Raw genomic sequence first — 12,276 nt, 5'->3', positions numbered from 1 at the left:
CTGCGGGACGTGTCGCTGTCGATCGGGTGCGGCGACCTCGTCGCGATCATCGGCGGGAGCGGGGCGGGCAAGACCACGCTGCTGGACGCGATCGCGGGCGTCCGGCCGCCGGCGGAGGGCGAGGTCCGGTACGACGGCGGCGCCGGGTCGCTGGGGTACGTCCCGCAGGACGACATCGTCCACAGGGAGATGCCGTTGCGGCGCACCCTCCGGTACGCGGCGGGCCTGCGGCTGCCGGCGGGGACACCGCCGGAGCGCGCGGAGCGGGCCGTGGACGACGTGCTGGAGGCGCTCGCGCTCACCGGGCGGGCGGGCCAGCGCGTCGGGGCGCTGAGCGGCGGTGAGCGCAAGCGGGCGAGCATCGCGGTCGAGCTGCTGACGCGCCCGCGGGTGTTCTTCCTGGACGAGCCGACGTCGGGGCTGGATCCGGCGACGGCCGCGGACCTGATGCGGCTGCTGCGCGGGCTCGCCGATTCGGGGACGACGGTGGTCCTGACGACGCATCACCCGCCGGACGTCGCGGTCTGCGACCGCGTCGCCGTCCTGACCGGGGACGGGGGGCTGGCGTTCTACGGGGAGCCGGCCGAGGCGCGCGAGAAGTTCCAGGTCGACGGCATCGAGGACATCTACCTGCGCCTGGCCGAGCCGGACGAGCACGACTGGGAGGGCAGGTTCGGCAAGGCGGCGCCGGCGGCGGGGCCGGGGATCGGCGCGGTCCGGCAGTGGGCATTGCTCACCCGGCGCAGCCTCGACCTGCTGACCCGGAACCGGCTGACGCTCGCCGTGCTGGCCGGGTCGCCGCTCATGGTGCTGGCGATGTTCGCGGTCCTGTTCCGGCCCGGGGCGTTCTCTCCGGAGTCACCGAGCCCCGGCGCGACGGTGATGATCCTGTTCTGGATCGCGTTCGGCGGGTTCTTCTTCGGCCTCACCTACGGGCTGCTGCAGATCTGCACCGAGCTGCCCGTGCTGCGCAGGGAGCGGCTCACCGGTCTGCGCATCGGCCCGTACGTGCTGGCGAAGGCGGCCGTGCTGCTGCCGCTGCTGGCCGTGGTGGACGCGCTGATGCTCGGCGTGCTGCGGGCGCTGGACCGGCTGCCCGCGATGGGGTGGGGCACCTACGGGGAGCTGTTCGTCACGCTGCTGCTGTGCTCGCTGGCGGCGCTGGCGCTGGGCCTCCTGGTGTCGGCGGCGGTCACCGATCCGGCGCAGGCCACGATGGCGCTGCCGATGCTGTGCTTCCCGCAGGTGCTGTTCGTCGGCGCGATCCTGCCCGTCCCGGTGATGGCGGCGCCCGGACGGTGGCTCAGCTACGCCATGTCCAACCGGTGGGCGTTCGAGGGGCTCGGGCACAGCCTCGGCGTGGACCGGCTCTGGGCCACCGGGCGGTCGCCCCTCGGCCCGCCGCTGCTCGCCTCGTACGGCGGCACGTTCTCGCGCGCCGTGGCGGCCGACTGGGCGCTGCTGGGCGGGTTCGCGGTGCTGTTCCTCGCGGGAACGTGCCTGGTCCTCACCCGCAGGACATAGAAACATCCCTCCCTCGTCCAATTATGGCCCCAGAAGTACCTTGCGTCCGCTTTGAGAATTTTGGACCGTTACTTCGGGAAGCGGGCCTTATGTAAGCGGGGGTGCAAAATGAACGCTTCTGCCGATTTCTGGGTTGACGTCATGCCCGGTTACGCGGAGACGCGGCGGCTGGACGAACTCCGCGCCACCGAGTACCGCCACCTCGACGCGCACACCTACCTCGACTACACCGGCTCCGGCGTCGCCGCCGCGGCCCAGATCCGCGCGCACACCGACCGGCTGCTCGGCGGCTGCTACGGCAACCCGCACTCGGAGAACCCGACGTCCAGCGCGTCCACACGCCTCGTCGAGCGGGCGCGGGAGGCGATCCTGGCCTTCTTCAACGCCTCGCCGGACGAGTACGCCGTCGTGTTCACGCCGAACGCCAGCGGCGCGTGCCGGCTCGTCGGCGAGGCGTACCCGTTCGAAGGGGGCGGCCGGCTCGTCCTCACCGGCGACAACCACAACTCCGTGAACGGGATCAGGGAGTTCGCGAGGGCGCGCGGCGCCGAGGTCGTGCACGTGCCCGTCCGGAGCCCCGGCCTTCGGGTACGGCAGGCGGAGGTCGACGCGGCGCTGGGCGGCGGCCGGGGCCTGCTCGTGTTCCCCGCGCAGAGCAACTTCAGCGGCGTCCAGCATCCGCTGAGCTGGGTCGGCCTCGCTCATGACCGCGGCTACGACGTGCTGCTGGACGCGGCGGCGTTCGTCCCGGCGAACCGCCTCGACCTGAGCCGCGTCCACCCCGACTTCGTCCCGGTCAGCTGGTACAAGGTGTTCGGCTACCCGACCGGCGTCGGCAGCCTCGTCGCGCGCCGCGAGGCCCTCGCCCGGCTGCGGCGCCCCTGGTTCTCGGGCGGGACGATCCAGGCGGTCAGCGCGCTCGGCGGCTGGCACGTCCTCGCGCCCGACGAGACGGCGTTCGAGGACGGCACGCTGAACTTCCTGTCCATCCCCGACGTGGAGTTCGGCGTCCGCTGGGTCGAGGACATCGGCATGGACCTCGTCCACCGCCGCGTCGGCTGCCTGACGTCCCTGCTCCTGCGCCGGCTCGCGGGGCTGCGGCACTCCGGCGGCTCCCCCATGATCCGGCTGTACGGGCCGGAGGGCACCGGCGGGCGCGGCGGCACGGTGGCGTTCAACGTCCTGGACCCGCGCGGCGGGATCGTGGACGAGCGGATCGTGGCCCGCGACAGCGCCGCCGCCGGCATCTCCGTCCGGACGGGCTGCTTCTGCAACCCGGGCGCCGGCGAGGGCGCGTTCGAGATCTCCGAGCACGCCCTGCGCAGCACCGCGAACCGGCGGATGCGCACCCTCGACGACTACCTGGGCGTCCTGGGCCTGCCCAGCGGCGGCGCGGTCCGGGCGTCCCTCGGCCTCGTCTCCAACGTCGCGGACGTGGATCACCTCATCGAGTTCCTCGACACCGTGTACGGCGACCGCGAGCCGGACGCGGCCGGCCTCAAGCCCCGCGAACGCTGCTGACCGCCCGCACGCCGGCCGGCCGGTTCAGGAGCCGGCGCGCTCGACCACGGCGGCCCATTCCTCCAGCAGCTCCTGCGCCGCGTCGGCGTCCGGCCCCTCCGCCCACAGGTGGGTGACGGCCTCCGCCGGGTCGGGCAGGACGAGGACCCAGCGGCCGTCGCCCTCCACCACGCGGACGCCGTCGGTGGTGTCGATCGTGCGGCCCGCGGCGGCCTCCACGACGTGCCGCATCACGCTGCCCTTCGCCGCCCACGGCGTCGGGACCGAGCGGCGCAGCAGATGCGCGTCCGGGATGCGGCGGTCGATCTGCGACAGGGTCAGCCGCGTCCGCGCGACCAGCCCGACGAGCCGGACGAACGCGGCGATCCCGTCGACGGTGCCGCTGAACTCGGGCATCAGGAACCCGCCGCGCCCGTCCCCCGCGAAGATCACGCTGGGCCGTGCGGCGGTCTTGGTGAGCACGTCCTGGGACGTGGACGTCCACTCGACCTGCACGCCGTGGAACCGGCACACCTGCTCGGCGACCCGCGTCGTCGTCACCGGCAGCGCGACCCGGCCGCCGCGCCGCTCCGCCGCGACCAGGTCCAGCATCACCAGCAGGGCGCGGTCGTCGCCGACCAGCTCGCCGTTCTCGTCCACCAGGGAGATCCGCTCCCCCACCGGGTCGAACCGGACGCCGAACGCGGCCCGCGACGACGAGACCAGCTCGCCCAGCCGCTCCAGGTCGCGCATCCGCTCGGCGAGCGTCTCGGTCGGGTTGGCCTCGTCCAGCCCGGCGTTGCGGGTGAGGACCTCCACGCCGACCTTGCCGAGCAGGTTCGGCAGGACGAGCGAGGCGACCCCGCCCGCGCAGTCCAGGACGATCTTCAGCCCGGCCTCGCGGACGCCGCGGATGTCGACGCGCCGCAGCAGGTCGCGGGTGTAGGTCTCCACGACGCGCGGCGGGTAGGTCAGCTCGGCGATCTCGCCGGGGAACGCGCGCCGGTACTCCTGCCGGCCGAAGACGCGCTCCAGCTTGCGCTGCGCACCCTGCGACAGGTCGGCGCCGCCCGCGTCCAGGAACAGGATGTCGACGCCCTGCGGGTCGCCGAGCGTGGTGCGGATGTACACGCCGCCGGCGCTGTCCTCGCGGCCGGTCTCGAACCGGGCGACGGTCAGCGGGGTCGCCTCCAGGTCCTGGACGTTGATCGCGCTGGCGGTCAGCGCGCTGTTCACGGCGCGCTTCAGGGTGCGGGCGGCGCGGGAGACGTCGCGGCCGGTGACGACCGTGCACCCCTTCTTCAGCGTGGTCGCGTAGGCGCTGGCGAGCCGCACCGCCAGCTCCGGGGTGATCTCGACGTTGACGAGCCCGGACACGCCGCGCGGTCCGAACAGGTTGCGCTGCCCGCGCGACTCCCAGATCACGCTGGTGTTGACGACCGCGCCGGCCTCGATGGTCTTGAACGGGTAGACCTTCACCCCGCTGGACACGTACGCCTCGGCCTCGATGACGCACTCGTCCCCGATGACCGCGCCCTCCTCGACGCGGGCGCCGGCCATGATGTCGGTGTTCTTGCCGACGACGCAGCCGCGCAGGTTCGTGGACGGCGCGACGAACACGTTGTCGTGCACGATGGCGCGGTGCAGGAACGCGCCCTCCTTCACGACGACGTTGCTGCCGAGGACGGTGTACTCGCGCAGTTCGACGCCCGCCTCGACCTTCGCGTAGTCGCCGATGTAGAGCGGGCCCTTGAGAACGGCCTCGGCGTCCACCTCGGCGCCTTCGGCGACCCACACGCCCGGCGACATCTCGAACCCGTCCAGCTCGATGCCGACCTGCCCGGACAGCATGTCGGCCTGGGCCTTCAGGTAGCTCTCGTGGGTGCCGACGTCCTCCCAGTAGCAGTCGGCCACGTACCCGAACAGGCGCGCGCCCTCGGCGAGCAGCTTCGGGAAGACGTCCCCGGACCAGTCGACCGGCTCGCCCTCCGCGACGTGCCCGAGGACCTCCGGCTCCATCACGTAGATGCCGGTGTTGACGGTGTCGGAGAACACCTGGCCCCAGGTGGGCTTCTCCAGGAACCGCTGCACGCGGCCCTCGTCGTCCACGATGATGATCCCGAACTCGAGGGGGTTCGGGACGCGCTTCAGGCCGATGGTGACGAGGGCGTCGTTCTCCTCGTGGAACCGCACCATGTCGGTCAGGTCGATGTCGGTGAGCGCGTCGCCGGAGATCACCAGGAACCGGTCGTCGCGCAGCGCCTCCGCGGCGTTCTTGACGCTGCCGGCGGTGCCGAGCGGGACCTCCTCGGTCGCGTAGCTCAGCGACATGCCGAGCTCCTCGCCGTCGCCGAAGTAGTTGCGGATCAGCGCGGCCAGGAACTGGACGGTGACGACGGTCTCGTCGAACCCGTGCCGCTTCAGCAGCCGCAGCACATGCTCCATGATCGGCCGGTTGACGAGCGGCAGCAGCGGCTTGGGCTGGTTGGCGGTCATCGGACGCAGCCGCGTCCCCTCGCCACCCGCCATCACGACGGCCTTCATCGGGGTGTCTCAGCTCCCTTGTGGTCGCCGGCCGGCGAATCCGCGCCCGGATCGCCCGGACCACCCCGTCCACCCGGTCCGGGCGGGGTGTCCGGCCCGCCGGCCGGGGACGCGCCGCGGCCGGCCAGCACCAGTTGCCGCGTCTGCGCCCAGTAGAGGACGGCCGCCCACCAGTACAGGCCCGTCCCCCAGATCGCGAAGGCCCATCCGATGATCTTGGCCGTGGCCGCCACGCCGCCGTCGTGGTCGCCGAGCAGCAGCAGCGGGAACGCGTACAGCAGGCACATCGTCGCGGCCTTGCCGATGAAGTGCACGGGCAGCGTGCCGCCGTACCCGAGCCGCCGCACGATCGGCGCGATCGGCAGGATCGCCACCTCGCGGGCGACCAGCACGGCCACCAGCCACACCGGGATGATGTCGCGGATGGTGAGCCCGACGAGCGTGGCGAGGATGTAGAGGCGGTCGGCGGCCGGGTCGAGCACCATGCCCAGCCTGCTGGTCTGGTTGAGGGCGCGCGCCAGCTTCCCGTCGAGCCAGTCGGACAGGCCCGCGAACACCAGCAGGCCGAGGGCCCACCAGTCCTGTTCCACGAGGACGAGCCACAGGAACAGCGGGACGCCCACGAGCCGGGCCATGCTCAGCACGTTGGGCACCGTCATGATCCGGTCCTGCGGGGCCTCCTGCAGTGTGCTCACCGACGCGTTCGCCTCCCCTGGTCCCTTGATCCTGACCCTACCGGTAAGGGTTTGAAAGCCCCCCGGCAGCGTCCGTCCGCGCGTGGCGGCACGCGCGCTACCGCGCGGACGGCGCCGGGGCGAGCGGGAGGACGGCGGTGACGGCGAACCCGCCGGCCTCGCCCCGGCCTGCGTCCAGCGTCCCGCCGACGCTGCGCGCCCGCTCGATCATTCCGAGGACGCCGAACCCCTCGGGCGTCCCGCCGGAGGGCCCCTTCCCGTCGTCGGAGACCCGGACGACGAGGCCCCCGGCCTCCCGGGCCAGGCTCACGGTCACATGGTTCGCGGCGGCGTGCTTGACAACGTTGGTCAATGCCTCCTGGACGATCCGGTACGCCGCGACGCCGATCTCCGGCGGCAGGGTCCCCACGTTCGCGTCGTCCAGGGCGACGTCGATCCCGCTGCCGCGCGCCGCCTCGACCAGGTCGCCGATCCCGTCCGGGCCGGGCAGCGTCCCGCTCGCCGCGACGTCGGTGCCGCGCAGGACCTGGAGGGTGCCGCGCAGCTCCGTCCGCGCGTCCCGGCACGTCCCGGCGATCGAGGCGAGCGCGTCGGCCAGCTCCTCCCTGGCGATGGGGCGGTCGGCGCGCACCAGATGGGCGGCGGCGCCGGCCTGCACGCCGATCAGCGTGATGCTGTGCGCGAGGAGGTCGTGCAGGTCGCGGGCGATCCGCAGGCGCTCCTCGGCGACCCGCCGCCGCGCCTCCTCCTCCCGGGTCCGCTCGGCCCGCTCGGCCCGCTCGGTGATCGTCGCGAGCCGCGCCCGGTGCACCCGCCACACCTGCACGGCGATCACGACGGACACCACGGCCTCGATGACCGCGATCTGCTCCCGCAGCGAGCCGCCGCCCGCCCGCATCGCCATCCCGACCACGCACACGGCCAGCAGGAACGCGACGACGGTGAGGACGATCCGGACCCGGCGGCCGAGCACCGCGTAGGCGAACAGCGCGATGACCTCGGCGGGCACCAGCGCGTGGTGCTGGTATTGCGCCAGGTGGTAGGGCAGGACGAGGACGACGAGCGCCAGCAGGCCCGGGGCCGGCCACCGCCTGATCAGCGCGAGCGGAACGTGCGCGGCCACCAGCAGCAGCGCGCCGGGCGCGTCCAGGTCGCGGACGCCCGGCCACAGCACCGCGACCGCGGCCGCGATCCCCGCCAGCAGCGTCGCGAGCAGAGCGTCCTTCACCGTCACATCGGTCCGGGGCAGCGTCACCACCCGTCCATCTTCCCCGAGCCGCGGGACCGCCGCGCACCGCCCCGCGTTTCGCGGGCATGCCGCCGGGGGCACCGGCACCGACAGAATGATCTTTCTCGCTCCGCACCCCCTTGCGCGGCGCCGGTCCCGCCTATAGTTCTGCAAACCCCGTCACGAAGGGCTGACCGTTGTCCGTCCCCCCGCCCGCCGGTCCCCCGCAGGATCTCCGGATGACGCTCGGCAGGAGAGCGTATCGGCGCCCGCTCCGGCTCCTGCTGGCCGCGCTGACGATCACCGCGGTGTTCGTGCTCACCGTGCCCGAGCCCGTCCGCCGCTACGGCGCGGCCGGGGTGCTCGTCGTCCTCGCCGCCGCCCTGTGGGCCGTCCGGATTCACCGGACGCGCCTCATCGTGACCATCGGCGAGAAGGGCGTGGCCCTCCGCCGCGGCGCGCTGGAGGTGAAGATCCCGGTCAGCGCCGTGGACGCGGCCGGGATCACGTGGCCCGCCACCGAGCCCGTCTGGACGGTCTGGTTCGACCGTTCGGCGGCGCCGGGCGTCGAGGCGGTCGCCGAGGTCGACGGCGACGCCGTCGCCCTCTTCAGCGGCGCGTCCCTCCCGTCCGGCCGGCTGGAGGCCGCGCGGACCGCGGCCGCCGGCATCCTCGGCGCGGAGTGGCGCGTCCTCGACGACCGGGGCGAGGAGGTGCCGCCGCCCGCGCCCGGCGCGCTGGCCAGGGCCGACCGCCTTCTGGTGGACGGCACGGGCCGGTTCCGCGACGAACGCGCCGGCACGCTGCTCGCCGTCGCCTCCGGCCGCCGGCGGATCGAGGTGCGCGACCCCCACGGCGGCGTGCTGCTCGTGTTCAGGAGGCCGTCCAGGCTGCCGGGGCGCGGCGGCGTGCGCGTCCGCGACGGGGACGGCCGGCTCGCCGGGTCCCTGCACGGCCGGAGCGAGCCGTCCTTCCACGACGCCGGCGGCACGCTCCTCGGCAGCGCCCTGCAGGCCGGCGGCCAGTGCGTCGTCACGGGCGTGGACGGACGGAGGTCGGCCGCCCTGCGGGCCGGCACCGGCGGCATGGCGCTGGAACGCTCGCCGTCGGCGCCCGGTGAGCTCCGCACGCTCGCCCTGGCGTTCGCGGCCCTGTACCCCAAGGACCGCGGTTGCGGCAACGGGGGTGCGGCGGGTTAGCGTCGAGCACGACAGATCGCGGGGGCCCGGCGAACCGGGCTGAGATAGCGGCTGGGACGGCCGCTGACCGCATGAACCTGACCGGGTAATGCCGGCGTAGGGAGAGATCGAGTCGTCATGACCGAACCTGTGGTTCCAGCCGCCCGCAAGGCCTATCTCCAGGGCTCGCGCCCGGAGATCCGCGTCCCGATGCGGGAGGTGCCGCTGACCAACGGCGACGCCGTCGTCCTGTACGACACGTCCGGGCCGTACACCGACCCAGAGCAGGATACCGACGTCCGCGCGGGGCTGCCCCCGCTGCGGGAGGCGTGGATCGCCGAGCGCGGCGACACCGCGCCGTACGAGGGCCGGGCCGCGCGCCCGGAGGACGACGGGCGCGGATCGGCGCCCGTCCAGGAGGACTTCCTGCCGCGGCGGCCGCGCCGGGCGAGCGGGGGCGCGGTGACGCAGCGCGCCTACGCGCGGCGCGGGCGGATCACGCCGGAGATGGAGTTCGCGGCGCTGCGCGAGGGCGTCGCGCCGGAGTTCGTCCGGGACGAGCTGGCAGCCGGGCGCGCCGTGCTGCCCGCCAACGTCAACCACCCCGAGATCGAGCCGATGGTCATCGGGCGGAACTTCCTGGTGAAGGTGAACGCGAACATCGGCAACTCCGCGGTCGCGTCGTCGGTCGAGGAGGAGGTCGAGAAGATGACGTGGGCGACCCGCTGGGGCGCCGACACGATCATGGACCTGTCGACCGGGAAGGACATCCACACGACGCGGGAGTGGATCCTGCGGAACTCGCCGGTGCCGGTCGGGACCGTCCCGCTCTACCAGGCGGTCGAGAAGGTCGGCGGCGACCCGGCGGAGCTCACCTTCGAGGTCTTCCGGGACACGGTGGTCGAGCAGGCCGAGCAGGGCGTGGACTACATGACCGTCCACGCCGGGGTGCTGCTCCCGTACGTGCCGCTGACCGCGCGGCGCAAGACGGGGATCGTGTCGCGGGGCGGGTCGATCATGGCGGCGTGGTGCCTGGCGCACCACGAGGAGAACTTCCTCTACACCCGCTTCCGGGAGCTGTGCGAGATCTTCGCCGCGTACGACATCACGTGGTCGCTCGGGGACGGCCTGCGCCCCGGCTCGATCGCGGACGCCAACGACGAGGCCCAGTTCGCCGAGCTGCGCACCCAGGGCGAGCTGACGAGGATCGCCGCCGAGTACGGCAACCAGGTGATGAACGAGGGACCCGGGCACGTCCCGATGCACAAGATCAAGGAGAACGTCGACCTGCAGCAGGAGTGGTGCGACGGGGCGCCGTTCTACACGCTCGGGCCGCTGACCACCGACATCGCGCCGGGCTACGATCACATCACCTCGGCGATCGGCGCCGCGATGATCGGCTGGCACGGCACCGCGATGCTCTGCTACGTGACGCCCAAGGAGCACCTCGGGCTGCCGGACCGCGACGACGTCAAGGCCGGCGTGATCGCCTACAAGATCGCCGCGCACGCCGCGGACCTGGCCAAGGGCCACCCGGGCGCACAGGCGTGGGACGACGCGCTGTCGGACGCGCGGTTCGACTTCCGGTGGGAGGACCAGTTCAACCTGTCCCTGGATCCGGGCACCGCCCGCGCGTTCCATGACGCGACGCTGCCGGCGGCGCCGGCGAAGACCGCGCACTTCTGCTCGATGTGCGGCCCGCACTTCTGCTCGATGAAGATCACGCGGGACGTCCGGCGGTACGCGGGCGAGCACGGACTGGCCGAGGACGAGGCGCTCGCCGCCGGGATGCGGGCGAAGGCCGAGGAGTTCAAGGCGGCGGGCGGGCGGGTCTACCTGCCGCTCTCCCCCGGCTCCTGAACCACCGGCGTCCGGCCCGCCGCGGCACGTCCGCGGCGGGCCCCGTGCCCGGGCGGGCACGTCCGGGCGCATCCCGGCACCGGGTCACGGCCGCGCCGCGGCTAGGATCGAGGGACCGTTCCAAAGCCGCGGATCCCCTCGAATCGCCGCAGGCCCGTCAACCGCCGGGAAGGACCGACGACGCAGGTGACCAGCGACGACACGCCGAAGGCCCGCGCCCGGGCGGTGCGCGCCGACGTGCGCCGCAACCGCGAGCGGCTGCTCGCCGCGGCGCGGGAGACGTTCCAGCGCGACGGGGCGGGCGCGTCCCTCGAAGGCGTCGCGCGGCTCGCCGGCGTCGGCATCGGCACGCTCTACCGGCACTTCCCCACCCGCCAGGACCTCCTGGAGGCCCTGCTCGCCGGGGTCTACGAGGGGCTGGCCGCGGCGGCCCGCGATCTCGCGGTCTCCCCGGAGCCCGGCGAGGCCCTGCTGACCTGGCTGCGGACGTTCATCTCGGAGGTCACGGCGTTCCCCGGCATGGCCGCCTCGGCGGCGGTGTCGCTGCGGGACGAGCGGCCGGAGCCCTCCCCCGCCTGGACGGGCATGCACGAGGCCGGCGCGGCGCTGTTCGCCCGCGCGCAGCGGGCCGGGGACGCGCCCGCCGGGGCGTCGTTCACCGACGTGCTGCGGCTGGCGGCCGCGATCGCGGCGGTCACCGAGCGGGAGCCGGCGGCCGCCGGGCGGCTGCTGTCGCTCGCCGCCGCCGGTGTCACGCCCGGCAAGGCGCGCTGACACCCGGCCGGGCGCGCTAGGACTCCGCGCCGGTCACGCCGTCTCCTGGACGGGCAGGACGCGGCGGGGGCCGCGCGGCGCGTCGCCTCGCTTGCGCCACTCGCGCGGGTAGCCGACCGACACCTCGATGTGCGGGACGTCCCCGGTCCAGATCGTCCGGGGGATGTGCAGGTGCCCGTACACGACGGACAGGGCGCCGAACCGGCTGTGCCAGTCGGCGGTGCGCTCGGTGCCGCACCACTGGGCGAACTCCGGGTACCACAGGACGCGGGTGGGTTCGCGGACGAGCGGCCAATGGTTGACGAGGACCGTCCGCGTGCCCGGTTCCAGGTTGGCCAGGCGCCCCTCGGTGCAGGCGATCCGGGCGTCGCACCAGGCGTCGCGGGTGGGGTACGGGTCGGGGTGCAGGTAGACCTCGTCGGTGCACACGACGCCCGCCTCGTGCGCGACCTTCAGCGCCTCTTCCTTGGTGGACGTCCCGTCCGGGCGGAAGGTGTAGTCGTACAGGATGAACAGCGGCGCGATCGTGACGGGGCCGCCCTCGCCGTCCCAGACGGGGTACGGGTCCTCCGGGGTCAGCACGCCCAGGTCGCGGCACATGCCGACGAGCCGGCGGTAGCGGGCCTCGCCGCGCAGCTGCACCGGGTCGTCCTTGATGGTCCACAGCTCGTGGTTGCCGGGCACCCACAGCACGGTCGCGTACCGTTCGGCGAGCGTGCGGAGCGTCCATTCGACGTCGGCGAAGCGCTCGGCGACGTCGCCCGCGACGATCAGCCAGTCGCCGTCCGACTGCGGCCGCAGCCCCTCCACGAACGCGCGGTTGTCCGGGAAGCCGACGTGCAGGTCACTGATCGCGTAGACACCGCCCATCTGAAGATCGTAAGCCCCCGCGCGTCCCGGGCGGCTCAGTCGTTCTCGGCGGGGCCCTCGCCGGCGGGCAGGGTGAACAGCCGGATGTGGACGGGGCGGGCTC

At 73.7% G+C, this 12,276-nt stretch carries 9 protein-coding genes and 1 riboswitch; of the genes, 5 read left to right on the top strand and 4 right to left on the bottom strand.

Annotation, left to right across the window (positions count from 1 at the left end; genetic code table 11):
- The coding region (locus E1293_RS36800; protein WP_132203032.1) for an ABC transporter ATP-binding protein/permease at nt 1-1,524 on the top strand (1,524 nt) is incomplete at its 5' end.
- Between the two features lie 141 nt (nt 1,525-1,665).
- Nucleotides 1,666-3,045 carry an aminotransferase class V-fold PLP-dependent enzyme gene (locus tag E1293_RS36795; RefSeq protein ID WP_243717083.1) on the top strand — a complete coding sequence of 460 codons (1,380 nt, stop codon included), beginning with the start codon at nt 1,666-1,668 and terminating at the stop codon, nt 3,043-3,045.
- A gap of 24 nt (nt 3,046-3,069) precedes the next feature.
- Here E1293_RS36795 and E1293_RS36790 read toward each other — a convergent pair whose 3' ends face one another.
- The 3 genes from E1293_RS36790 to E1293_RS36780 form a co-directional block, all read right to left on the bottom strand.
- Complete coding sequence (locus tag E1293_RS36790; protein WP_132203030.1) at nt 3,070-5,568, bottom strand: mannose-1-phosphate guanyltransferase; 2,499 nt, start codon at nt 5,566-5,568, stop codon at nt 3,070-3,072.
- The gene (gene clsA, locus E1293_RS36785; RefSeq protein ID WP_132203036.1) at nt 5,565-6,227 is read right to left on the bottom strand and encodes a cardiolipin synthase ClsA; all 663 of its coding nucleotides are present in this window, start codon (nt 6,225-6,227) and stop codon (nt 5,565-5,567) included. Before clsA ends, E1293_RS36790 begins: the two co-directional genes overlap by 4 nt.
- 133 nt (nt 6,228-6,360) lie before the next feature.
- Entirely contained in the window at nt 6,361-7,518 is a 1,158-nt protein-coding gene (locus tag E1293_RS36780) for a sensor histidine kinase (RefSeq protein WP_207939309.1), read from the bottom strand.
- 212 nt (nt 7,519-7,730) lie between these two features.
- Here E1293_RS36780 and E1293_RS47970 point away from each other — a divergent pair, with 212 nt between their 5' ends.
- The 3 genes from E1293_RS47970 to E1293_RS36765 all read left to right on the top strand — a co-directional run bounded on the left by E1293_RS47970 (nt 7,731) and on the right by E1293_RS36765 (nt 11,303).
- Nucleotides 7,731-8,690, top strand: coding sequence for a hypothetical protein (locus tag E1293_RS47970; RefSeq protein ID WP_165978554.1), 960 nt, complete (start codon nt 7,731-7,733; stop codon nt 8,688-8,690).
- Between the two features lie 8 nt (nt 8,691-8,698).
- Nucleotides 8,699-8,812: riboswitch (TPP riboswitch) on the top strand.
- Nucleotides 8,808-10,529: a phosphomethylpyrimidine synthase ThiC gene (thiC, locus tag E1293_RS36770; RefSeq protein ID WP_132203028.1), complete on the top strand. Its 1,722-nt coding sequence runs from the start codon at nt 8,808-8,810 to the stop codon at nt 10,527-10,529. Its footprint overlaps the riboswitch before it by 5 nt.
- A gap of 186 nt (nt 10,530-10,715) precedes the next feature.
- Complete coding sequence (locus tag E1293_RS36765; protein ID WP_207939308.1) at nt 10,716-11,303, top strand: TetR/AcrR family transcriptional regulator; 588 nt, start codon at nt 10,716-10,718, stop codon at nt 11,301-11,303.
- A 33-nt stretch (nt 11,304-11,336) separates the two neighbouring features.
- Here E1293_RS36765 and E1293_RS36760 read toward each other — a convergent pair whose 3' ends face one another.
- On the bottom strand, nt 11,337-12,173 hold the full coding sequence (locus E1293_RS36760) for a metallophosphoesterase family protein (RefSeq protein ID WP_132203027.1): 837 nt from the start codon (nt 12,171-12,173) through the stop codon (nt 11,337-11,339).
- Nucleotides 12,174-12,276 lie beyond the last annotated feature (103 nt).

The sequence above is a fragment of the Actinomadura darangshiensis genome (assembly GCF_004349235.1).
Taxonomy (GTDB): Bacteria; Actinomycetota; Actinomycetes; order Streptosporangiales; family Streptosporangiaceae; genus Spirillospora; species Spirillospora darangshiensis.
Note: the sequence above shows the minus strand (reverse complement) of the source record. Positions and strands in the feature narration are given on the sequence as shown.

Bases quoted from the DNA above. Each gene is read 5' to 3' on its own strand.
- E1293_RS47970 (WP_165978554.1), top strand. From the start codon at position 7,731: ATGACGCTCGGCAGGAGAGCGTATCGGCGCCCGCTCCGGCTCCTGCTG.
- clsA (WP_132203036.1), bottom strand. From the start codon at position 6,227: ATGACGGTGCCCAACGTGCTGAGCATGGCCCGGCTCGTGGGCGTCCCG.
- E1293_RS36790 (WP_132203030.1), bottom strand. From the start codon at position 5,568: ATGAAGGCCGTCGTGATGGCGGGTGGCGAGGGGACGCGGCTGCGTCCG.
- thiC (WP_132203028.1), top strand. From the start codon at position 8,808: ATGACCGAACCTGTGGTTCCAGCCGCCCGCAAGGCCTATCTCCAGGGC.
- E1293_RS36795 (WP_243717083.1), top strand. From the start codon at position 1,666: ATGCCCGGTTACGCGGAGACGCGGCGGCTGGACGAACTCCGCGCCACC.
- E1293_RS36760 (WP_132203027.1), bottom strand. From the start codon at position 12,173: ATGGGCGGTGTCTACGCGATCAGTGACCTGCACGTCGGCTTCCCGGAC.